The 22,332-nt window shown below is 73.3% G+C and carries 21 protein-coding genes; 15 read left to right on the forward strand and 6 right to left on the reverse strand.

The features are described 5' to 3' along the window. Positions 1-311: 311 nt before the first annotated feature. The 8 genes from Cch01nite_RS06095 (at position 312) to Cch01nite_RS06130 (ending at position 7,747) form a co-directional block, all read left to right on the forward strand. A complete protein-coding gene (locus tag Cch01nite_RS06095) occupies positions 312-1,970 on the forward strand; it encodes a nitrite/sulfite reductase (protein WP_203749895.1) in 1,659 nt (552 codons plus the stop codon). Continuing rightward, positions 1,967-2,119 carry a hypothetical protein gene (locus Cch01nite_RS06100; protein WP_203749898.1) on the forward strand — a complete coding sequence of 51 codons (153 nt, stop codon included), beginning with the start codon at positions 1,967-1,969 and terminating at the stop codon, positions 2,117-2,119. Before Cch01nite_RS06095 ends, Cch01nite_RS06100 begins: the two co-directional genes overlap by 4 nt. Further along, positions 2,116-2,811, forward strand: a complete 696-nt coding sequence (locus tag Cch01nite_RS06105) for a phosphoadenylyl-sulfate reductase (protein ID WP_203749900.1) — start codon at positions 2,116-2,118, stop codon at positions 2,809-2,811. Before Cch01nite_RS06100 ends, Cch01nite_RS06105 begins: the two co-directional genes overlap by 4 nt. After that, on the forward strand, positions 2,808-3,728 hold the full coding sequence (gene cysD, locus Cch01nite_RS06110) for a sulfate adenylyltransferase subunit CysD (RefSeq protein ID WP_203749902.1): 921 nt from the start codon (positions 2,808-2,810) through the stop codon (positions 3,726-3,728). The genes Cch01nite_RS06105 and cysD overlap by 4 nt, the downstream gene beginning before the upstream one ends. Continuing rightward, positions 3,728-5,167, forward strand: coding sequence for a sulfate adenylyltransferase subunit 1 (locus tag Cch01nite_RS06115; protein ID WP_239069958.1), 1,440 nt, complete (start codon positions 3,728-3,730; stop codon positions 5,165-5,167). The genes cysD and Cch01nite_RS06115 overlap by 1 nt, the downstream gene beginning before the upstream one ends. Further along, a complete protein-coding gene (cobA, locus tag Cch01nite_RS06120; protein ID WP_203749904.1) occupies positions 5,164-6,384 on the forward strand; it encodes a uroporphyrinogen-III C-methyltransferase in 1,221 nt (406 codons plus the stop codon). The genes Cch01nite_RS06115 and cobA overlap by 4 nt, the downstream gene beginning before the upstream one ends. Before the next feature lie 71 nt (positions 6,385-6,455). Continuing rightward, complete coding sequence (locus Cch01nite_RS06125; protein WP_239069964.1) at positions 6,456-7,265, forward strand: dihydrofolate reductase family protein; 810 nt, start codon at positions 6,456-6,458, stop codon at positions 7,263-7,265. After that, a complete protein-coding gene (locus tag Cch01nite_RS06130) occupies positions 7,262-7,747 on the forward strand; it encodes a hypothetical protein (protein WP_203749908.1) in 486 nt (161 codons plus the stop codon). Before Cch01nite_RS06125 ends, Cch01nite_RS06130 begins: the two co-directional genes overlap by 4 nt. Before the next feature lie 45 nt (positions 7,748-7,792). Here Cch01nite_RS06130 and Cch01nite_RS06135 read toward each other — a convergent pair whose 3' ends face one another. Continuing rightward, the gene (locus Cch01nite_RS06135; RefSeq protein WP_203749911.1) at positions 7,793-9,019 is read right to left on the reverse strand and encodes a carboxylate--amine ligase; all 1,227 of its coding nucleotides are present in this window, start codon (positions 9,017-9,019) and stop codon (positions 7,793-7,795) included. After that, positions 9,016-10,467 carry an NADP-dependent phosphogluconate dehydrogenase gene (gene gnd / locus Cch01nite_RS06140; RefSeq protein ID WP_203749914.1) on the reverse strand — a complete coding sequence of 484 codons (1,452 nt, stop codon included), beginning with the start codon at positions 10,465-10,467 and terminating at the stop codon, positions 9,016-9,018. Before gnd ends, Cch01nite_RS06135 begins: the two co-directional genes overlap by 4 nt. Before the next feature lie 169 nt (positions 10,468-10,636). On the opposite strand from gnd, the gene Cch01nite_RS06145 reads away from it, so the two are divergent. The 5 genes from Cch01nite_RS06145 to Cch01nite_RS06165 all read left to right on the forward strand — a co-directional run bounded on the left by Cch01nite_RS06145 (position 10,637) and on the right by Cch01nite_RS06165 (position 16,795). Further along, the gene (locus Cch01nite_RS06145) at positions 10,637-11,221 is read left to right on the forward strand and encodes a DUF3000 domain-containing protein (RefSeq protein WP_203749917.1); all 585 of its coding nucleotides are present in this window, start codon (positions 10,637-10,639) and stop codon (positions 11,219-11,221) included. A gap of 124 nt (positions 11,222-11,345) precedes the next feature. Then, a complete protein-coding gene (locus Cch01nite_RS22905) occupies positions 11,346-11,864 on the forward strand; it encodes a LuxR C-terminal-related transcriptional regulator (RefSeq protein ID WP_275407171.1) in 519 nt (172 codons plus the stop codon). Between the two features lie 67 nt (positions 11,865-11,931). Next, the gene (locus tag Cch01nite_RS06155; RefSeq protein ID WP_203749920.1) at positions 11,932-13,242 is read left to right on the forward strand and encodes an HRDC domain-containing protein; all 1,311 of its coding nucleotides are present in this window, start codon (positions 11,932-11,934) and stop codon (positions 13,240-13,242) included. Between the two features lie 155 nt (positions 13,243-13,397). After that, positions 13,398-14,660 carry a thiolase family protein gene (locus tag Cch01nite_RS06160; protein ID WP_203749923.1) on the forward strand — a complete coding sequence of 421 codons (1,263 nt, stop codon included), beginning with the start codon at positions 13,398-13,400 and terminating at the stop codon, positions 14,658-14,660. Then, positions 14,657-16,795, forward strand: coding sequence for a 3-hydroxyacyl-CoA dehydrogenase NAD-binding domain-containing protein (locus Cch01nite_RS06165; RefSeq protein ID WP_203749926.1), 2,139 nt, complete (start codon positions 14,657-14,659; stop codon positions 16,793-16,795). The genes Cch01nite_RS06160 and Cch01nite_RS06165 overlap by 4 nt, the downstream gene beginning before the upstream one ends. A gap of 57 nt (positions 16,796-16,852) precedes the next feature. On the opposite strand, the gene Cch01nite_RS06170 is transcribed toward Cch01nite_RS06165, so the two are convergent. Both Cch01nite_RS06170 and Cch01nite_RS06175 read right to left on the reverse strand, forming a co-directional pair. Then, positions 16,853-17,224, reverse strand: coding sequence for a DUF4180 domain-containing protein (locus tag Cch01nite_RS06170; RefSeq protein WP_203749929.1), 372 nt, complete (start codon positions 17,222-17,224; stop codon positions 16,853-16,855). Positions 17,225-17,336: 112 nt separating this feature from the next. Continuing rightward, positions 17,337-17,765, reverse strand: coding sequence for a nuclear transport factor 2 family protein (locus Cch01nite_RS06175; protein WP_203749932.1), 429 nt, complete (start codon positions 17,763-17,765; stop codon positions 17,337-17,339). A gap of 81 nt (positions 17,766-17,846) precedes the next feature. On the opposite strand from Cch01nite_RS06175, the gene Cch01nite_RS06180 reads away from it, so the two are divergent. Together Cch01nite_RS06180 and Cch01nite_RS06185 are read left to right on the forward strand one after the other, a co-directional pair. Then, positions 17,847-18,281, forward strand: a complete 435-nt coding sequence (locus Cch01nite_RS06180; RefSeq protein WP_203749937.1) for a MarR family winged helix-turn-helix transcriptional regulator — start codon at positions 17,847-17,849, stop codon at positions 18,279-18,281. Positions 18,282-18,347: 66 nt separating this feature from the next. After that, positions 18,348-19,010, forward strand: coding sequence for a maleylpyruvate isomerase N-terminal domain-containing protein (locus Cch01nite_RS06185; protein ID WP_203749940.1), 663 nt, complete (start codon positions 18,348-18,350; stop codon positions 19,008-19,010). A gap of 23 nt (positions 19,011-19,033) precedes the next feature. Here Cch01nite_RS06185 and pflA read toward each other — a convergent pair whose 3' ends face one another. Beyond that, entirely contained in the window at positions 19,034-19,930 is an 897-nt protein-coding gene (gene pflA / locus Cch01nite_RS06190; protein WP_203749943.1) for a pyruvate formate-lyase-activating protein, read from the reverse strand. Between the two features lie 51 nt (positions 19,931-19,981). Then, entirely contained in the window at positions 19,982-22,255 is a 2,274-nt protein-coding gene (gene pflB, locus Cch01nite_RS06195) for a formate C-acetyltransferase (RefSeq protein ID WP_203749945.1), read from the reverse strand. Positions 22,256-22,332 lie beyond the last annotated feature (77 nt).

The following is a 22,332-nucleotide window of genomic DNA, read 5'->3' on the forward strand; positions in this document are numbered from 1 at the left end:
GCCGACGGGGCCGATACACCCGTTCTGGACGGCCGTCCCATATCTCGGGAAGAGATCTCACCATCCGGACGCAGGCTCCCGCTGGCGCCGTTCGCATGACAACCTCGTGCGGTGATCACGTCCGGGTTCCTCGCCTCGTGTCGGCCCATGTGCGCCGGCATCGCGGACCCGTGCATGTGCTGCTGCTGTCCGCGGATCGACTGACCCCGCCCCCTCGTCCCCCCTCGGGCGCGCGGTCTGCGTCCCGAGCTCCGTCCCTCGCAGACGGTGGGTGCAGCCGCACGTCCATGATCCCCTGGAGGTAGCGCCCTATGGCGCAGACCAGGATCGCCCCGCCCGCAGCCCGCCCCGAGGGCCAGTGGGCGTTCGACCAGCGTGAGCCCCTCAACGGCAACGAGAAGTTCAAGCAGGACGACGACGGCCTCAACGTCCGGCACCGGATCGAGACCATCTACTCCCGCGAGGGCTTCGCGTCGATCCCCGGCGAGGACCTGCGCGGTCGCATGCGCTGGTGGGGTCTGTACACGCAGCGCAAGCCCGGCATCGACGGCGGCAAGACGGCCACGCTCGAGCCGCACGAGCTGGACGACGAGTACTTCATGCTCCGCGTGCGCTGCGACGGCGGCGCCCTGAGCCTGCAGCAGCTGCGCACCATCGCGGAGATCTCCACCGAGTTCGGCCGGACCACGGCGGACATCACCGACCGGCAGAACATCCAGCTGCACTGGATCCGCATCGAGGACGTGCCCGAGATCTGGCGCCGGCTCGAGGCCGTCGGGCTGTCCACGCAGGAGGCCTGCGGCGACACCCCGCGCGTCATCCTCGGCTCCCCCGTCGCGGGCGTCGCGGCCGACGAGATCATCGACGGCACCCCCGCGGTCCGGGAGATCGCGGAGCGGTACATCGGGGACCCCGCGTTCTCGAACCTGCCCCGCAAGTTCAAGACCGCGATCAGCGGCTCCCCGCACCAGGACGTCGCCCACGAGATCAACGACGTCGCGTTCGTCGGCGTCGTGCACCCCGAGCTCGGCCCGGGCTTCGACCTGTGGGTCGGCGGCGCGCTGTCCACCAACCCGAAGCTCGGCGTGCGGCTCGGCGCGTTCGTCTCGCTCGACCGGGTCCCCGAGGTGTGGACCGGCGTCGTCGGCATCTTCCGCGACTACGGCTACCGCCGCCTGCGTACCCGCGCCCGCCTGAAGTTCCTGGTCGCCGACTGGGGTGCCGAGCTGTTCCGCGAGGTGCTGGAGGGCGAGTACCTCGGGTACTCGCTGCCCGACGGCCCCGAGCCGCCCCCGCCGCCGACCGGCCGCCGCGACCACGTCGGCGTGCACCCGCAGAACGACGGCAACTTCTACGTCGGCGCCGCGCCGGTCGTCGGCCGCGTCTCCGGCCCGCTGCTGTCCCAGCTCGCGGACCTCATCGAGGCTGCCGGCTCCGACCGGCTGCGGCTGACCGTCGAGCAGAAGCTCGTGGTCCTCGACGTCGCGCCCGACAAGGTCGACACGCTCGTCGACGGCCTCGAGGAGGCCGGCCTGGCCGTGCGCACCGCCTCGACGTTCCGCCGCGGGACGCTGGCGTGCACGGGCATCGAGTTCTGCAAGCTCGCGATCGTCGAGACGAAGGCCCGCGCGAAGGCGCTGGTCGGCGAGCTCGAGGAGCGGCTGCCGACCTTCGACCAGCCCATCACGATCAACCTCAACGGCTGCCCGAACTCGTGCGCCCGCATCCAGACGGCCGACATCGGCCTCAAGGGCGCGCTCGCGGGCGGCGAGGACGGCTACCAGGTCCACCTCGGCGGCGGCCTCGGCCTGACCAGCGGGCTCGGCAAGACGCTGCGCGGCCTGCGCGTGCCGGCCCACGAGCTGCCCGACTACATCGAGCGGGTCGCGACGAAGTTCGACGAGCAGCGCACCGAGGGCGAGCTGTTCGCGCAGTGGGTGCACCGGGCCGACGAGGAGGACCTGCGATGAGCGAGTCCGCCCAGCGTGCGGTGCCGTACTACTGCCCGTTCTGCGCGAGCGAGGACCTGTGGCCGGCCAGCGAACGGCACGGCGAGTGGGAGTGCCGCTCCTGCGCCCGGGCGTTCGCGCTGAAGTTCGTGGGGGTGACCAGCGCATGACCGTCGACACCACCGACCTGCGGCAGCTCGCCGAGGACGCCGGCCGGGACCTCGAGGGTGCCCACCCGTCGGAGATCCTCGCGTGGGCGGGCCGGACGTTCGGGTCCGACCTCGTGGTCGCGTCGTCCATGGGCGACGAGGTGCTCGTCGACCTCGCCGCGAAGGCCGTGCCCGGGATCGACGTGATCTTCCTCGACACCGGCTACCACTTCGCGGAGACCCTCGGCACGCGCGACTACTACGCCGACTTCACGAACATCTCGCTGCGCACGATCCTGCCGCTGCGCACGGTCGCCGAGCAGGACGCCGAGCACGGCCCCCGCCTGCACGACCGCGACCCGAACCTGTGCTGCGCGCTCCGCAAGGTCGAGCCCCTGGAGCGAGGACTCGCGCCGTACACGGCCTGGGTGACCGGGATGCGTCGCGAGGACGCCCCGACGCGCACCGACATCACGGTCGTCGGCTGGGACGTCAAGCGCGACAAGGTCAAGCTCAACCCGCTGGCCGCCTGGACGCAGGCCGACGTGGACGCCTACGTCGAGGAGCACCACGTGGTGCTCAACCCCCTGCGCCAGGCGGGCTACGCCTCGATCGGCTGCGCGCCGTGCACGCGCGCAGTTGCCCCCGGTGAGGACCCGAGGGCCGGCCGCTGGTCCGGCACCTCCAAGACGGAATGCGGTCTGCACACATGACGACGGTCACGACCCCCGCCCGCACGGGCCTGACGCAGCTGGACGCCCTCGAGTCCGAGGCGATCCACGTCATGCGCGAGGTCGCCGGCGAGTTCGAGCGGCCGGTGCTGCTGTTCAGCGGCGGCAAGGACTCGATCGTGATGCTGCACCTGGCGCGCAAGGCCTTCTGGCCGGCGCCGGTGCCGTTCACGCTCATGCACGTCGACACCGGCCACAACTTCCCCGAGGTCATCGACTACCGGGACGCCACGGTCGACGAGCTGGGCCTGCGCCTCGTCGTCGCGAGCGTGCAGGACGCGATCGACGACGGCCGCGTGGTCGAGCGTCCCGACGGCTCGCGCAACCCGCTGCAGACCGTGCCGCTGCTCGACGGCATCACGACGCACCGCTTCGACGCCGTGTTCGGCGGCGGCCGGCGCGACGAGGAGAAGGCCCGCGCCAAGGAGCGGATGTTCTCCCTGCGCGACGAGTTCGGGCAGTGGGACCCGCGCCGGCAGCGCCCCGAGCTGTGGGACCTGTACAACGGCCGGCACAAGCCCGGCGAGCACGTGCGCGTGTTCCCGCTGTCGAACTGGACCGAGCTCGACGTGTGGCGGTACATCGAGCGCGAGGAGATCGTCCTCCCGTCGATCTACTACTCGCACGAGCGTGAGGTGTTCGCCCGCGACGGCATGTGGCTCGCCCCCGGCGAGTGGGGCGGCCCGCGCGCCGGCGAGACGCTCGAGACGCGGGTCGTGCGCTACCGCACCGTCGGCGACATGAGCTGCACGGGTGCCGTCGAGTCGACCGCGACGACGGTCGCGGACGTGATCGCCGAGGTGGCCGCGAGCCGGCTCACCGAGCGCGGCGCGACGCGCGCAGACGACCGGGCCTCGGAGGCCGCCATGGAGGACCGCAAGCGCGAGGGCTACTTCTGATGACGACGGACACGAGCACGCTGCCCGCCACCGCTGACGACACGGCGACCGACCACGCACAGCGGGACCTGCTGCGCCTCGCGACGGCGGGCTCGGTCGACGACGGCAAGAGCACCCTGATCGGCCGGCTGCTCTACGACACGAAGTCGGTGCTGGCCGACCAGCTGGCCGCCGTCGAGGCGGCGACCGCGGCCCGCGGCGGCGGCGCCGTCGACCTCGCGCTGCTCACCGACGGGCTGCGGTCCGAGCGCGAGCAGGGCATCACGATCGACGTGGCGTACCGCTACTTCTCGACGGCCCGGCGCGCGTTCGTCCTGGCGGACACGCCCGGCCACGTGCAGTACACGCGCAACATGGTGACCGGCGCGTCGACGGCCGAGCTCGCGATCGTTCTGGTCGACGCCCGCAAGGGCGTCCTCGAGCAGACCCGCCGGCACGCCACGATCACCGCGCTGCTCGGCGTCCCGCACGTGGTGCTCGCAGTGAACAAGATGGACCTCGTGGACTTCGACGAGACCACGTTCCGGACGATCGCCGACGACTTCGCCCAGTACGCCGCGGCCATCGGCCTCACGGACGTGCAGGCGGTGCCGCTGTCGGCGCTCGACGGTGACAACGTCGTGGACCGCTCGGCGCGTACGCCCTGGTACGACGGCCCGACGCTGCTCGACCACCTGGAGTCCGTCCCGGTCGACCGCGACGCGCACACCGAGGCGTTCCGGTTCCCCGTGCAGGTCGTCATCCGGCCGCGCACGCCCGAGCACCCCGACTACCGCGGGTACGCCGGCAGGATCGCCTCGGGTGTCGTGCGCGTCGGCGACGAGGTCACGGTGCTGCCCTCCGGCAAGGCGAGCACCATCACGGGGATCGACACGTTCGATGGCCCGCTCGACGAGGCCCACGCGCCGCAGTCCGTCACGCTGCGCCTCGCCGACGACGTCGACGTGGCCCGCGGCGACGTGCTCGTGCCGTCCGGGTCCACCGTGACGGTGGGCCAGGACCTCGAGGGCACGGTGTGCTGGCTCGCCGAGCGGCGCAGCGTGCTCGGCGCCCGCGTGCTCGTGCGCATCGGCACCCGCACCGTCCGGGCGCTGCTGCGCGAGGTCAACGCGCGGCTCGACGTGGACACGCAGACCGTCGAGGTGTGGGACGGCGTCGACACGCTGCACGCCGTCGACGCGACGGACACGTCGTCGGACGTCGCACCCCGGGCGCTCACGCTCAACGCCATCGGGCGGGTGAAGGTCCGACTCGCGGAGCCGGTCGTGCTCGACGACTACGCGGAGCACCGCCGCACCGGCGGGTTCCTGCTCGTCGACCCCGCGGACGGCACCACGCTCGCCGCGGGTCTCGTCGGTCCGACGCTGCTCGACCGCCTGACCCCCACGCCTCCCCCGGGCGCGCACGACGACGACTGGCTGGCGGGGGCCGGGATATGACGGACGCGCCGCGGCACCCGCTGCTCCTCGACCTGCACGGCCGCCGGGTCGTCGTGGTCGGCGGCGGTCCCGTCGCGGCGCGCCGCACCGTCCGGCTGGTCGAGGACGGCGCCGACGTGCACGTCGTCGCGCCCGCCCTGTGCGAGGACCTGGCCGAGCTCGTCACCGGCGGCGCGGTCCGCTGGCACGCCCGGGAGTACCTCGCGACCGACCTCGACGGCGCCTGGCTCGTGCACACCGCGACCGGGGTCAGCCAGGTCGACGACGCGGTCGCGTCCGACGCCGAGGCGGCCCGGCTGTGGTGCGTCCGGGCCGACGACGCGGGGGCGTCGAGCGCCTGGACCCCGGCCGTCGCCCGTGCCAGTGACGTCACCGTCGCCGTGGGCGCCGGGGGCGACCCGCGTCGCGCCGCCCGGCTCAGGTCCGCCCTCGCGCTGCTGCTCGACACGGGCGAGCTCCCGCTGCGCCGGCAGCGGCCCGCCGCGACGGGGACCGTCACGCTCGTCGGCGGCGGCCCCGGCGACCCCGGGCTGATCACGACGCGGGGCCGGCGCGCGCTCGCGGAGGCGGACGTCGTCGTCGTGGACCGGCTGGCGCCGCGGGCGCTGCTGTCGCAGCTGGACGCGGACGTCGAGGTCATCGAGGCCGGCAAGTCACCGCACGCCCACACCCTCACGCAGACCCAGATCAACGAGGTGCTCGTGGAGCGTGCCCGCGCCGGCCTGCGCGTGGTCCGGCTCAAGGGCGGCGACCCGTTCGTCCTGGGACGCGGCGGCGAGGAGGTCCAGGCCTGCCTCGAGGCCGGTGTCCCGGTCGAGGTCGTGCCGGGTGTGACCAGCGCGATCGCGGTGCCCGGCGCCGCCGGCATCCCGGTCACGCACCGTGGGGTGTCCCGGCAGGTCACGATTCTGTCCGCGCACGACCGGGCCCCCGACTGGGCGACCCTGGCCCGTCTTGACGGCACCCTCGTGCTGCTCATGGGCGTCGCCCAGCTCGCGGGGCACGCGCGGTCGCTCGTCGAGCACGGACGCGACCCGTCCACGCCGGTCGCGGTCGTCGAGCGCGGCACGCTGCCCGACCAGCGCACGACCGTCGGGACGCTCGCGAACATCGCCGAGCAGGCGCTGGCCCGCGGCGTCGGCAACCCCGCTGTCGTCGTCGTCGGGGACGTGGCCGCCCTGGCCGACGTGCTCGGCCCGGGTCCACGGACGCACTGACCGCAGGACGCCCGCCCACCCTGGCGGACAGACCCGGCGAACCCGGCACGCCGACGCTTAGGGTGAACGACGTGCCCGACGACTTCCCCGCCCTCGACGTCCTGCTCCCCCTCGAACGCGCCGGCACCCGCTTCGAGCCCCGCGCCGACGAGGCCGAGCTCCTCGGCGCGTTCACCGACCGGCTGCCGCTCGACCCGCCCCGCGGCGTGCACGTGCGCGCCAACATGGTGAGCTCGGTCGACGGTGGCGCGACCGGCGCCGACCACCGGTCCGGCTCGATCAACGACCCCGCCGACTTCCGGGTGTTCCGGGTGCTGCGCGCCCTCGCGGACGTCGTGCTCATCGGCGCGGGCACGGCACGCGCCGAGCAGTACCGGGCGCTCTCCGTCCCCGACGAGCTCCGGGAGGCCCGCACCGCGCTCGGCCGGTCCCCGGAGATCGAGCTCGCGATCGTGTCGGCGTCGGGCGACGTGCCGGACGCCCTGCTCGACGGCGAGCGTCCCCCGATGCTGCTGACGACGGGGACGTGCCCGAGGCTCGGCGAGCTGCGGGACCGCATCGGCGCGGAGCGGGTCATCGTCACCGAGGCCGACGTGCCCGGCGCTGTGGACCTGCGGGTCGCCCTGGCCGCGCTCGGCGCCCGCGGGCTGTCCCACGTGCTCACGGAGGGCGGGCCCACCCTGCTCGGCCAGCTCCTCGGCGCCGATCTCGTGGACGAGCTGTGCCAGACGTTCAGCCCCGTGCTCGTCGGCGGGCCCGCCCCCCGCGTGGTCGACCTGCCGATGTGGCTCGATCCCGCCCGCGAGCTGCGCCCCCTGCACCTGCTGCACGCCGGCGGCGTGCTGCTGGGTCGGTGGCAGGTCGTTAGGCTCGGCGCGTGACCGACACCATCCTGGTCCTCGTCGAGGACACCCTGGCCGCCGCCGACGTGCAGCACCTCCTGTCGCTCCACGAGGGCGAGGTGCTCGCCTACCGGGTGATCGTCCCCGCCGACAGCGAGCGTCCGCTGATCTCGACGATCATCGACGACCTGAGCATGGGCGAGATCCGCAACGCGTGGGACCGTGCACGCGGCAAGGAGCCGAGCGAGCACCAGGCCAGGGCCACGGCCACCGAGCAGCTCGAGGGCACCCTCGCGGCGTTCGCGGCGGCCGGCCGTGAGGCCACGGGGTCCGTCGTCGCGGACGACCCGCTGCCGGCGCTCCGCGAGGCGGTCGCCGCGGGCGACGTCCGCGAGGTCGCGGTCGTCACCTACCCGCACGCCGTCGAGGACACGCTGCACCGCGACTGGGCGTCCCGCGCCCGCGAGGACCTGCAGGTCCCCGTCCTGCACCTGTACGCGGGGACCAGCGAGCTCGGCTGACGCACGGACGGCCCCGACCCGCGGAGGGTCGGGGCCGTCCGGCGGTCAGAACCCCGTCGACGTGACCTCCGGGTAGTACTTGCGGAACTTGCGCACCTGGTTGACCAGGGCCATCAGGATGTAGAGCCGGCGACGCGGCGACAGGTCCCCGGGGTAGCTCAGCGGGTGCGCCACGGCCTTGCTCTTGACGAGCCGGCGCACACGCGCGGCGAGCTGCGGGTCGCGCACGTACCGCAGCAGGAGCCTGTGCGGCACGACGGCGTAGAGGACCTCCCGGTCGACGACGACCGGCGGCACCGACCGGCCCTCGACGACGTCCTCCACGACGAACCGGGTGGGGTTCGCACCGGCGGCGGTGACGTAGTAGTTGTTCCGGCCGATCCGGGGGTTGACCTCGAAGAACCGGAACTGCCCGCTGCGCGGGTCCACCTTGACGTCGAAGTTGGCGAACCCCCGGTACCCGGTGGCCGCCAGGAACGTGCGCGCCTGGTCGAGCATGGCGTCGTCGCGGTCGGTGATCATGGCCGCGGGGTTGCCCAGCCCGGACGGCGTGTGCTCCTCGAGGAGCACGTGCGCCGAGCAGAGCAGCGTGATCTCGCCGTGGCTGTCGACGTACGCCGTGATCGACCGCATCTGCGTGTCGTCGCCGGGCACGAGCTCCTGGACGACGAACCGTCCCTGGAACCCGGCGCCCCGCAGCGCACCCCACAGCCACGCGAGCTCGGCGGGCGTCGCGATCTCGAAGACCTTCTTCTTGCCCGCGAACTCGACGTCCTGGTAGTCGGCGCTGCTCGCGGCCTTCGCGATGACGGGGAACTCGAGGTCCACCGCCACGTCGGCCGCACCGGTCGCGAAGTCCTGCACGATCGTGCGGGGCACCGAGATGCCGAGCCGATCGCAGATCTCGGCGAAGGTCGCCTTGTCCGAGATCTGGTCGAGCAGCTCCTGCGAGAGGAACGGCACGGCGTAGAACTTCTCGAGCTCCTCGCGGTGCTGCACGACGACGCGCACGAGCCAGTCCGAGTTCGCCATGAGCAGCAGCCGGCGGTCGGGCAGGTGCCGGGCGACCTCGAGCAGCCGGTCGACGAGCTGCCGGGGGTCGTGCCCGTCGGCGACGATCTCGTGCCGCACGATCCGCGAGTGCTGGACCGGCCCGAGGGCCGCACCGGCCACCACGACGGACTGGACGCCGTACTGCTCGTGGAACGACCGGGCCAGCGCGTAGACGCCGATGTCGGCGCCGAGGATGACCGGCTGGAGCTCCCCGCTCACGCGTCCTGCTCGGTGCGGTCGCCGGACCACAGCGTGTGGAACGTGCCCTCGCGGTCGGTGCGCCGGTAGGTGTGCGCGCCGAAGAAGTCGCGCTGCGCCTGGATCAGCGCGGCGGGCAGCCGCTCGGCGCGCACGCCGTCGTAGTACGACAGCGACGACGCGAACGCGGGCGTCGGGACACCGTGCAGCGCGGCGCCGGCGACGATCCGCCGCCACGCCTCGACGCCGTTGCCGACGGCACCGGTGAAGTACTCGTCGGCGAGCAGCAGCGGAAGGTTCCCGTCTCGCTCGTACGCCTCGGTGATCCGGTTGAGGAACCGCGCGCGGATGATGCAGCCCCCGCGCCAGATGCGGGCCATCGCACCGCGGTCGATGTTCCAGCCGAACTCCGCGGACGCGGCGGCGATCTGGTCGAAGCCCTGCGAGTACGCGACGACCTTCGAGGCGTACAGCGCGAGCCGCACGTCCTCGACGAACGCGTCGCGGTCGCTGATCTCCCACGGCGTGGTGTGCGCGGGCAGCGTGCCGACGGCGGCGGTCCGCTGCGGGACCGACCCGGACAGCGCCCGGGCGAACGTCGCCTCCGCGATGCCGGTGATCGGCACGCCGAGGTCGAGGCCGTTCTGCACGGTCCAGCGGCCGGTGCCCTTCTGCTCCGCCTGGTCGAGCACGACGTCGACGAACGCCGACCCCGTCTCGGCGTCCACGTGCTGCAGCACGTCGGCGGTGATCTCGATGAGGAACGACTCGAGGTCGCCCGTGTTCCACTCGGCGAAGATCTGCCCGATCTCCGCGGCGGACGCACCGAGCCCCTGCTTGAGCAGGTCGTACGCCTCGGCGATGAGCTGCATGTCGGCGTACTCGATGCCGTTGTGCACCATCTTGACGAAGTGACCGGCACCGTCGGGACCGACGTAGGTGCAGCACGGCACGCCGTCGACCTTGGCCGAGATCTTCTCGAGGATCGGACCGAGCGACTCGTACGACTCGGCGGTGCCGCCGGGCATGATCGACGGGCCGAGCAGTGCACCCTCCTCACCGCCGGAGACGCCGGACCCGACGAAGTGCAGGCCCTTCTCGCGCAGCGCGGCCTCGCGGCGGATCGTGTCGGGGAAGTGCGCGTTGCCCGCGTCGACGACGATGTCGCCCTCCTCGAGGAACGGCACGAGCTCGTCGATCACCGCGTCCGTCGGGCCGCCGGCCTTGACCATGACGACGACCTTGCGCGGGCGGGCGAGGCTCGCGACGAAGTCCTCGACGGACTCGGACGGGACGAACGTGCCCTCGTCGCCGTGGTCCTCGACCAGCGACTGCGTCTTGGCGTAGGAGCGGTTGTGCACCGCGACGGTGTAGCCGTTCCGCGCGAAGTTGCGGGCGAGGTTGCGGCCCATCACCGCCAGTCCGGTGACGCCGATCTGCGCTGTTCCGGTCGCGGTGCTGTTCGCCATGCGGGGAGTGCTCCTTCGGTCGACGGTCGACGTGTGCAGTGCGCGCGTACGGCATGCCACGGAGCGTCGACCGGAGTAGTGGGTGCGCGGGTCAGCCTAGTCGCGCACCACACTCGTCGAAGCGGCGTGCCGGACCGCGAGACGGACAGCCCGGCCGTACAGTCCACCCGTGACCCCCGCCGGACCCGACGACGTCCCCGCTGAGTTCATCCGTGCCCTGCGGTCGCTACGAGGCGTCGCCGTCCGGCCCGAGGTGATCCTCGACGAGGTGCCCGGACCTGCCCGGATCGCCCCGTTCACCGCCGCGCTCACCGCCGAGGTCCGCACGGCCCGCCGATCCGTCAACGCCGCCGAGCTCGCCTCCGGCCGGTTCGTCGTGCTGTACGACCCCGACGGTCAGGAGGCGTGGGAAGGGTCCTTCCGGCTGGTGACGCTGGTGCGCTGCACCCTCGAGCCCGAGGTCGGCGCCGACCCGCTGCTCGCCGAGGTGGCCTGGTCCTGGTTCTCGGACGCGCTCGAGTCGGCCGGCCTCACGCCGCACGCCGCGGGTGGGACCGTGACCCGGGTGCTGTCGCAGAGCTTTGGCGCGCTCGAGCGCCGGTCCGAGCAGACCGAGCTCGAGATCCGGGCGTCCTGGACCGCCGCGGGCGAGGACCTCGGACCGCACTTGCGCGCGTGGGCGACCCTGCTGTGCACCGCGGCCGGCCTGCCGCCGCTGCCCGAGGGCGTCGTGCCGCTCGCCCCTCGTCGCTGACCGCCGTCTGACGTCCGTCCCCGGCGGCGGGTGCCTCCACGCCCGTGGAGCGCTCCCACGTATCGCCCACTGGTCCCCCGGGCGGCACCTCAAGTACCCGGGGTGCCCTGCCGATGGATCGTTCGTGAGCATCGAGCCCCTGCGCCGCGACGTCGCCCCGGTCCGCCGGAGCCTCGCGGGGCACACCGTCCCGACCGTGAGGCGCGCCACCGCACCCCCCGGCCATCAGATGTGCGTCGTCGTGACCGACGTCGCCGACGGCGACGGGACCGTGCTCGTGCGCAACCTGCGCCGCCGCGGGGCCCACCGTGTGGTGGTCCTCACACGGCGGGCGAGCCGGTCCGAGCTCGGGGTGCTCCTCGCGGGCGGCCTGCGTGGTGCGGTCGCCGGGATGACGGCGCCGAGCCTGCGCCGTGCGGTCGCCCCCCTGCCGCCGCGGCCGACGCTGCCGGAGCTGACCGCGCGGGAGATCAGCGTGCTGCGCCACGTCGCCGACGGGTGCAGCAACCGCGCGATCGGTGACGAGCTCGGCCTGTCCGCCCTGACGGTGAAGAGCCACCTCGCCCGCATCTCCCGCAAGCTGGGCACGGGCGACCGTGCGGAGCTCGTCGCGATCTCGATCCGTGCGGGCGTCATCGACTGACCGGGCCGGGCGGCGCACCGCGCCTGCCTGCGCGAACGGCGCGCCCGTGTCGCTTACCGTGGTGCCCATGCAGCCCGACGTCTCCGCCGGCACCCCTGAGGCCGGCTCTCCCGAGGCCGTCGACCTCGACGCCGGTTCCCCCGACGCCGAGGCCGACCAGCCGACGGTGCCGGACGTCACCCCGCTGACGGAGCCCGCCGACGGCATCCCGCCCGTGGTGGACACGCCGGAGGCGCTCGCCGAGGTCGTCGCGGCGTTCGGCGCCGGGACCGGGCCCGTGGCCGTGGACGCGGAGCGCGCCTCGGGCTACCGCTACGGGCAGCGCACGTACCTCGTGCAGCTGCGCCGCGAGGGAGCGGGCACCGCGCTCATCGACCCTGTCGCCCTGCCGGACCTGTCGGCGCTGTCGGACGCGCTCGTCGGCGTGGAGTGGGTGCTGCACGCCGCGTCGCAGGACCTTCCCGGGCTGGTCGAGCAGGGCATGCGGCCGACCCGGATCTTCGACACCGAGCTGGGCGCCCGCCTGCTGGGCATGGAACGGGTGGGGCTCGCGGCCGTCGTCGCCGACGCGCTGGGCCTCGGGCTCGCCAAGGAGCACTCGGCGGTCGACTGGTCGACGCGCCCGCTGCCCGCCGACTGGCTGCGGTACGCCGCGCTGGACGTCGAGGTGCTCGTCGAGCTGCGCTCGGTCCTCGCGGAGCGTCTGGCGGTGGCCGGCAAGGCGGAGTGGGCGGCCCAGGAGTTCGAGGCGGTGCGCTCGGCTCCCCCGGCGCCGGCCCGGGTGGACCCCTGGCGCCGCGTGTCCGGTCTGCACACGATCCGGGACGCCCGTCGCCTCGCGGTGGTGCGTGAGCTGTGGCTGACCCGCGACCAGAACGCCCGCCAGCGCGACATCTCGCCCGGGCGCGTCCTGCCCGACGCGGCGATCGTCGCGGCGGCCCAGGCCCTGCCGCGGTCGGTCCCGGCGCTGACGGCCCTGCCTGCGTTCTCCGGCAAGGGCACCCGGCGTCGGGCGACGCTGTGGCAGCAGGCGATCGACCGCGGGCTCGCGGTCCCCGACAGCGAGCTGCCGTCGGTGCGCGGCCCGAAGAGCGACGCTCCCCCGCCGCCGCGGGCCTGGGCGGAGAAGGACCCGGCGGCCGCGGCGCGGCTGACGGCAGCCCGGGACGTGGTCGCGGACCTGTCCTCGACGTACACGGTCCCGGCGGAGAACCTGCTGCAGCCCGACCTGCTGCGGCGGCTGTGCTGGACGCCGCCGGCGTCGCTGGACGCCGCGTCGATCGCCGAGTTCCTGCAGGCCGGCGGCGCGCGACCGTGGCAGGTGGAGCTCGTCGCGGACCGCGTCGCGGCGGCTTTCGAGGCGTTGCCGACAGCCTGAACCGGACACCGCTCGCCAGTGTTACTCTTCGGTAACTTCGGCTGGCAAGGGACCTAGGTCCCGGGTAGCGTCGGCCGTCGGTGGCCCGTTCGTCGGGCCTGTGCAAGTGCCAAGAACGCCATCCCTGGACACCGTCGTCCCGCCCTGGAGGCTCGATGCCGACCGCATCCGCACGTCCTGCACCCCGCGTCCGCCGCGTCGTGTTCGTCGACGGGGTCCGCACCCCGTTCGGCCGCGCCCGCAAGGACGGCATCTACGCGCACACCCGCGCCGACGACCTCGCGGTCAAGACCGTCCGCGAGCTGTTGCGGCGCCACCCGGAGCTCGCACCGGAGCGCATCGACGAGGTCGCCATCGCGGCCACGACGCAGCAGGGCGACCAGGGCCTCACCCTGGGCCGCACCGTCGGCGTCCTCGCCGGCCTGCCGCGCACGGTCCCCGGGTACGCCGTGGACCGGATGTGTGCCGGTGCGATGACCGCCGTGACGAACGTCGCCGCCGCGATCGGCGTCGGTGCGCAGGACGTCGCGCTCGCCGGCGGTGTCGAGCACATGGGGCACCACCCGATGGGCTTCGACGCCGACCCCAACCCGCGCTTCCTGTCCGAGCGGCTCGTCGCGAACGACGCGCTCAACATGGGCGTGACCGCCGAGAACCTGCACGACCGCTTCCCCGCGCTGACCCGTGAGCGCGCCGACGCGTACGGCGTCGCCAGCCAGGACAAGTACGCCGCCGCGCTCGCCGCCGGGAAGATCGACCCCGACCTGGTCCCCGTCGCGCTGCGCGACCCGGAGCACGGCTGGGGCCTGGCCACCGCCGACGAGCCGCCCCGCCCGGGCACCACGGTCGAGGCGATCCAGAAGCTCGCGACGCCGTTCCGTCCCGGCGGCCGCGTCACGGCCGGCACCGCCGCCCCGCTCACCGACGGCGCCGCCTCGTGCCTGCTCGCCGCGGAGGACACCGCCGCCGAGCTCGGCCTGCCGACGCGCATGCGGATGGTCTCGTTCGCGTACGCCGGCGTGGAGCCCGAGATCATGGGCATCGGCCCGGTCCCGGCCACCGTCAAGGCGCTCGAGCGCGCCGGCCTGACGATCGAGGACATCGGCCTGTTCGAGATCAACGAGGCGTTCGCCGTGCAGGTGCTCGCGTTCCTCGACGCGTTCGGCATCGCGGACGACGACCCACGCGTGAACCCCTACGGCGGTGCGATCGCCGTCGGGCACCCGCTCGCCTCGTCGGGCGTCCGCCTCATGACGCAGCTCGCCCGCCAGTTCGAGGAGCACCCCGAGGTCCGGTACGGCCTGACGACGATGTGCGTCGGGCTCGGCCAGGGCGGCACCGTCATCTGGGAGAACCCGCACCACCCCGACTACGAGCCGACGGTCGGCCCGACCGACATCGAGGAGGACGCGAAGTGACCGCGACGACCGACACCGCCGCTGCTCCGCGCGCCGAGCGCGTCACGCACGCCCACGTCCGCGACGTCGCGCTGCCCGGCGGCGCCGGGACGCTCGCGCTCGTGACGATCGACAACGGCCTCGACCACACGAAGCCGTCGACGCTCGGCCCGCTCGGCATGGCCGAGCTCACCGCGGCGCTCACCGGCGTCCGGGACCGGGTCGCGGCGGGCGAGCTCGTCGCCGTCGCGGTGACCGGCAAGCCGTACTTCCTGGCGGCCGGCGCCGACCTCACACAGGCCACCGCGCTGACGGGCCGCGACGCCGCGCTCGAGCTCGGTCGCGGCGGGCACACCGCGTACGCGCTGCTGCAGGACATGGGCGTGCCGACGTTCGCGTTCGTCAACGGCGTCGCGCTCGGCGGCGGTCTCGAGCTCGCGCTCAACTGCCACTACCGCACCGCGGCGTCCGACGTGCGGGCGCTCGCGCTGCCGGAGACCGGCCTGGGCCTCGTACCCGGCTGGGGCGGCGCGTATCTCGTGCCGCGGCTCGTCGGCGTGGAGAAGGCGCTCGACGTCATCCTCACGCGTCCGGCCGCGAACAAGCCGTACTCGGCGACGGAGGCGGCCTCGATCGGGCTCGTCGACGTCGTGCTCGACCCGGCCGACTTCCTCGAGGAGTCGATCCGGTGGGCGGCGCGCGTCGTCGCCGGCGAGGTCGTCGTGGAGCGTCGCCCGCTCGACCCGGCCCCGGTGTGGGACGGCGTCGTCGCGGCGGCCCGGCAGCGGCTCGACGCGGTGATCCACGGCTCGCGACCGGCGCCGTACCGCGCGCTCGACCTCGTCGCCGCGGCGCGGGACGCCGACCGTGACTCGGCGTTCGCCGCGGAGGACGAGGCGCTCGCCGACCTGCTCATGAGCGACGAGATGCGCGCGTCGGTGTACGCGTTCGGTCTCGTCTCGGGCGGCAAGCGTCCCGTCGGGGCGCCCGACCGGTCGCTCGCCCAGCCCGTGACCCGGGTCGGGATCGTCGGCGCCGGCCTCATGGCCGCACAGATCGCGACGCTGTTCGCGCAGCGGCTCGGCGTGCCGGTCGTCATGCGGGACCTCGACGAGGAGCGCGTGGCCAAGGGCCTCGAGGCGGTCCGGTCGACCGTGGAGCGCCTCACGTCGACCGGCCGGATGAGCGAGGCCGCCGGTGCGCGCCTGCTCGGGTCGGTGCACGGCACCACGGACCTGAACGAGTTCGCGTCGTGCGACCTCGTCATCGAGGCGGTCACCGAGATCCTCGACCTGAAGAAGCGCGTGTTCGCCGAGCTGGAGACCGTCGTCTCCCCCACGACGATCCTCGCGACGAACACGTCCGCGCTGTCGATCACCGCGATGGCGGCGGACCTGCAGCACCCGGAGCGCGTCGTCGGGCTGCACTTCTTCAACCCCGTCGCCGCGATGCCGCTCGTCGAGGTCGTGCAGGCGGAGCACACGTCGCTGGAGGCGCTCGCCACCGGGTTCGCCGTCGTGTCCAAGCTGCGCAAGACGGCGGTGCTCGTGGCCGACCGGCCCGGCTTCGTCGTCAACCGGCTGCTCGTGCTGCTGCTCGGCGTGATCGTCGACGCCGTCGAGCACGGCACCCCGGTGGAGGTCGCCGACCGCGCGCTGCGGCCGCTCGGGCTCCCGATGCCGCCGTTCGAGCTGTTCGACCTCGTCGGTCCGGCGGTCGGCCTGCACGTCCTCACGTCGCTGCGCGAGGACCTCGGCGACCGGTTCCCCCGGTCCCCCGGGCTCGAGAAGCTGGTCGCCGACGGGACGCGCGTCGTTCTCCCCGCACCCGCCAAGGGCCTGCCGAAGCCCGTCGACCCGGCCATCCAGGCCGTGTTCGACGACGCCCGCGAGGGCGCGGTGTCCGGCACGCCGCTCGACGAGGCGGGGGTGCTCGACTCCGTCCTCACCGCGCTCACCGTCGAGGTGGGCCACATGCTCGACGAGGGCGTCGTCGCCACGCCGCAGCAGATCGACCTGTGCATGATCCTCGGCGCCGGGTGGGGCTTCCACCTCGGCGGGATCACGCCGTACCTGGACCGCACCGGGTACTCCGAGAAGGTCCTCGGGCGCCGCCTGCTCCCGGACGGCGTCGCGAACGTCCCCGCCGCCGGCTGACCCCGCGGCACGCACGAGGGCCCTCGGACCGTCACGGTCCGGGGGCCCTCGTCGTCGTCAGCGCCGCGGCGACGCGGCCAGCCGGGCGGCCAGCGCCGCCTCGTCGGGCAGGAACCAGGCGTGGTCGCCGCGGTTCGACTCGTACACGAAGTCGCGCAGGGCGTCGCTGCGCTCGACGTACTCGGTGATGTCCCCGATCACCGCGATCTGCACGTGGTAGTTCACGGCCTTCTGCAGGAACTCCCCGGCGACGAGCGAGCTGAGCCGGAAGAACTCCGGGTCGAGGCGACCGACCGGCACCGCGACGACCCCGGCGTCCTGCGCCCAGGCGTTGCCGATGAGGTCGGAGGCGTCCGCCGAGCTGGAGATGACCGGTCCGTCGTGGTCCAGGTACTGCACCCGGACGTCGCCGTGCTCCTCGATGCGCATGGCACGACCCTAGGGAGCATCCCCTGGGTGCCGTCCACCGCAATGCCGCCCTCGACCAGGCCGGCACCCGCGCTTCCGGGGCTCGACCGTCGTCCGGCGACGACGGCCGCCGTCACGCGACGACCGGGACCGGGGCGGCGCCGACGCGCCACAGGGGCACGATCTCGAGCCGGGCGAGCCGCCATCCCCCGGCCGTGCGCCGGGTCGCGAGCCGGTAGACGGCGCCCAGCTCGAGCACCGTCTCGAGGTCGGCGGTCGCGAACCGGGCGGCCAGGTTGGCGCGCATGGCGCCGGTGTCACCGGCGAGCTCGACGAGCACGTCGGTCAGCCGGTGCTGGAGGTGTGCGTAGCCCTGGTGGTTGCGGGTGGCCTGGGCGACGACGGCGTCGACGCCGTCGGCGGTCCCACCCGGGGTCGCCACCGTGGCGTCGTCGGTGAACAGCGCACGCAGGTCGTCGAAGCGGTGCTCGTCGAGGCAGGCACCGAGACGTGCGACGAGGTCGAGGTGGTCGAGCCGGTCCTGGAGCGATGCGAGTGTCATCACAGCCTCTTCGTTGGTGGTACCAATGTTGGCACGACCAACGATAACAGGAGGTGGCGCCAACGATCTAGAGTGCGAGCCATGGAGACGTGGGACGCCCCGGCGCGCGTGCGCGCCCTGCCCAGCTGGCTGGTGAGCCAGGTCGCGCTGCAGGCCCGGAACGTCGTCGCCCGGCACTTCGGGGCCGTCGGCGGCCACCGGACGCAGTTCACGATGCTCGCCGCGCTCGCCGAGTTCGGTCCGATGAGCCAGGCGGACCTCGGCCGACGGGTCGGGCTCGACCGCAGCGACGTCGCCGCCGCTGTCGCTGCGCTCGCGGCCGACGGCCTGCTCGACCGGACCCCGGACCCGCACGACCGGCGCCGCAACGTCGTGCGGGTCACGACCGAGGGGCAGGTGAGGCTCGCCGCGCTCGACGCCGCGGCGCACGCCGCCCAGGACGAGCTCCTCGCCGGGCTCAGCACTGCGGAGCGTGACCAGCTCGCCGCCCTCCTGGCCCGGGTCGCGGGCGTCTGACCCTGCACGAGGACCGCGACGACGGACGGTCCGGCGACGGCTCGTCGCGCACGGAAGGATGAGCCCATGACGACGCTGCCTCCCCTGTCCCTCGCCGGCACCCTCGACCGCGGAGCGCTCGTGCCCGCCGTCGACCTCCTCGCGAACCTCGTCGCACGGCCTGAGGTGGGCGCCCGCTGGGACGACGAGTCGTCGTGCGCCGGCATGACCGTCGGCGCGCTGGCGTGGCACCTCGTCAACCAGCCGCAGCGGGTGGTCGAGGTGCTCGCCGCACCGGCGCCCGACATCGAGCCCATCTCCCTCGACGAGCACTACGCGCGGGCGGCGTGGCTGCAGCAGGACCTCGACGGGCCGGCCAACGTCGGGGTCCGCGAGCGCGGCGCCGAGCAGGCGACGGCGGGGCAGGACGCGGCGGTGGCCGCGGCCCGGGAGGCGCGCGACGCCCTGGCGGCCACCCTCGCGGCGGCGGCCCCGACGGTGGGCCTGCCGTGGACGGGGACGGCCCTGCGGACGGACGACTTCCTCGTCACGCGGCTCATGGAGATCGTCGTGCACAGCGACGACCTGGCGGCCAGCGTCGACGTCCCGGTGCCGGCGTTCGCCCCCGAGACGCTGGGGCCGGTCCTCACACTGCTCACGGACCTGTCGTTGCGCCGGCACGGGCAGGACGCCCTCGTCCGCACGCTCACCCGCCCGCAGCGGGCGCCGGGGTCGATCAGCGCGTTCTGACGACGCGGCCGGTCACCGACCGGTCAGTAGACCGTGAGCCCGTGGTCGCGGAACTGCCCGCGCACGCGTTCGACCAGCTCGGGCGTCGGCGGCTGGGTCTCGTCGAGCTCGTAGCGCATCCCGAGCTCCTCCCACTTGTCGCGGCCCATCTGGTGGAAGGGCAGCACCTCGACGCGGGTGACGGCGCCACCGAGCGACGCGACGTACGCGGCGACGCGCTCGACGTTGTCCTCCTCGTCGGTGAGCCCGGGGACCAGCACGAAGCGCACCCAGATCTCGGTGTCGCCACGACCGGCGATCCGGCGGCCGAAGTCGAGCGTCGGCTGCAGCTCCCGCCCCGTCACGCGACGGTAGGCGTCGGGGTCGCCCGACTTGACGTCGAGCAGGACGAGGTCGACGTCGTCGAGCATCTCGTCGGTGCACGCCGAGCCGAGGAAGCCGGACGTGTCGATCGCCGTGTGCACGTCCATCGCCTTCGCGCCGCGCAGCAGACGGCGGACGAACGCGGGCTGCATGAGCGGCTCGCCGCCGGAGATCGTCAGGCCGCCGCCGGTGGCCTTCATGACGCCGCGGTAGCGGGCGACCCGGCGCAGGATCTCGTCGGCGGCGACGTCGGTGCCGCGGCGCATCTCCATCGTGTCGGGGTTGTGGCAGTACAGGCACCGCAGCGGGCAGCCGGCGAGGAACGTGGTCATCCGCGTCCCCGGGCCGTCGACCGCGGTGACGAGCTCCCACGAGTGGACCGAGCCGATCTCGCCGGACCGGACGGCGGCGAACCGCTGCGACCGTGCCCGCTCGTCGTCGACGGCCAGGCCCTCGGTGCCCGCACCGGAGACGCGACCGAGCGCCCCGCCGACGAGCGGCATGCCGAGCGGCACCACTGGTGCGCCGGTCTGCCGCTCGTCGGTCGCGGTGCTCATGGTCGCGTCTCCTCGTGCGTCGTGCGGGTCGGTCGGTGCGGGGTCAGACCGTCAGACCGCGCCGTGGAACGTGCGGGACAGCACGTCGAGCTGCTGCTCCCGGGTGAGCCGCACGAAGTTCACCGCGTACCCGGAGACCCGGATGGTGAGCTGCGGGTAGTTCTCCGGGTGCTCCATGGCGTCCAGGAGCGTCTCGCGGTTCAGCACGTTGACGTTCATGTGGTACCCGGAGGACAGGGTGTACGCGTCGAGCAGACCGACGAGGTTCGTCACCTGCTCCTCGGGGGTCCGGCCGAGCCCGCTGGGCACGACCGAGGACGTCAGCGAGATGCCGTCCTGCGCCTCCGAGTAGGGCAGCTTCGCGACGGACAGCGCCGAGGCGAGCATGCCGTGCGTGTCGCGGCCGTTCATCGGGTTGGCACCCGGGGCGAACGGCTCGCCGAGGCGGCGGCCGTCGGGCGTCGAGCCGGTGGCCTTGCCGTAGACGACGTTCGACGTGATCGTCAGCACGGACTGCGTGTGCAGGGCGTTGCGGTACGTCGGGTACTGGCGGATCTTCTGCATGAACGTCTTGACGATCCACACGGCGATCTCGTCGGCGCGGTCGTCGTCGTTGCCGTAGGTCGGGAAGTCGCCGGTCACGCTGTACTCGGTGACGAGCCCGTCCGTGGTCCGCAGGCCCTTGACGGTCGCGTACTTGATGGCCGACAGCGAGTCGACGACGACCGACAGGCCGGCGATGCCGCAGGCCATCGTCCGCAGGATCTCGCGGTCGTGCAGCGCCATCTCGATGCGCTCGTAGGCGTACTTGTCGTGCATGAAGTGCACGCAGTTGAGCGCGTCGACGTACGTCTGGGCCAGCCAGTCCATCATCACGTCGAACTTCGCCATGACGTCGTCGTAGTCGAGGAGCTCGCCCTCGACGGGCGCGGCGACGGGTGCGACCTGCTTGCCGGAGACCTCGTCGCGGCCGCCGTTGATCGCGTACAGCAGCGCCTTGGCGAGGTTGACCCGCGCGCCGAAGAACTGCATCTGCTTGCCGACCTTCATCGGCGACACGCAGCACGCGATGGCCGCGTCGTCGCCCCAGTCGGCACGGATGAGGTCGTCGGACTCGTACTGCACGGCGGAGGTGTCGATCGACACCTGCGCGCAGTACCGCTTGAAGCCCTCGGGGAGCTTGTCGCTCCAGAACACCGTCATGTTCGGCTCGGGGGCCGGGCCCAGGTTGTAGAGCGTCTGCAGGTACCGGAACGACGTCTTGGTGACGAGCGGCCGGCCGTCCTCGCCGATCCCGCCGATCGACTCGGTGACCCAGGTCGGGTCGCCGGAGAACAGCGCGTCGTACTCGGGCGTGCGCAGGAAGCGCACGATCCGCAGCTTGATGACGAAGTCGTCGACGAGCTCCTGCGCCTGCTCCTCGGTGAGGACGCCCGCCTCGAGGTCGCGCTGCAGGTAGACGTCGAGGAACGTCGAGGTGCGGCCCAGCGACATCGCCGCGCCGTTCTGCTCCTTGACCGCGGCCAGGTACGCGAAGTACAGCCACTGCACGGCCTCACGGCCCGTGGTCGCCGGCCCGGAGATGTCGTAGCCGTAGGACGCGGCCATGGCCTTCAGCTCGCCGAGCGCGCGGATCTGCTCCGCGTTCTCCTCGCGGTCGCGGATGACGTCCTCGACGGAGCGCTCCATGTCGAGCTCGGCCCGCTCGAGCTTCTTCGCGGCGATCAGCGCGTCGACGCCGTACAGGGCGACGCGGCGGTAGTCGCCGATGATCCGGCCGCGGCCGTAGGCGTCGGGCAGGCCCGTGATGATGTGGCTGCTGCGCGCGGCCCGGACCGCCGGCGGGTACACGTCGAAGACGCCGTCGTTGTGCGTCTTGCGGTACTTGCCGAAGATCTCGCCGACCCGCGGGTCGGGCTCGTAGCCGTACGTCTCGAGCGACTTCTCGACCATCCGGTAGCCGCCGTTGGGCATGATCGCGCGCTTCAGCGGCGCGTCCGTCTGGAGGCCCACGATGAGCTCGTTCGCCTCGTCGATGTAGCCCGGGGCGTGCGACGTGATGGTCGACGGGGTGTGCTGGTCGACGTCGTAGACGCCCTTCTCGCGCTCGGCCGGGAACATCGCCGAGAGCCGGTCCCAGATGCCCGTCGTCCGGGCGGTCGGGCCTGCGAGGAACGCGCTGTCACCCTCGTACGGGGTGTAGTTGCGCTGGATGAAGTCGCGCACGTCGATGTGGTCCGCCCACGGACCCGACGTGAAACCGCTCCAGGCGGCAGGCGTGGCGCTCGCGAGGTCCTCGCGGCTGTGGGCGGTGGTGGTCGACATCTTTGCTCCTCGTGGGGTGGTCGATAACCCGACGCTATGAAGCAAATGATGGGATGTCTTAGGACCTTCGACCCGGC

It is taken from the genome of Cellulomonas chitinilytica (genome assembly GCF_016862675.1).
Classification (GTDB): Bacteria; Actinomycetota; Actinomycetes; order Actinomycetales; family Cellulomonadaceae; genus Cellulomonas; species Cellulomonas chitinilytica.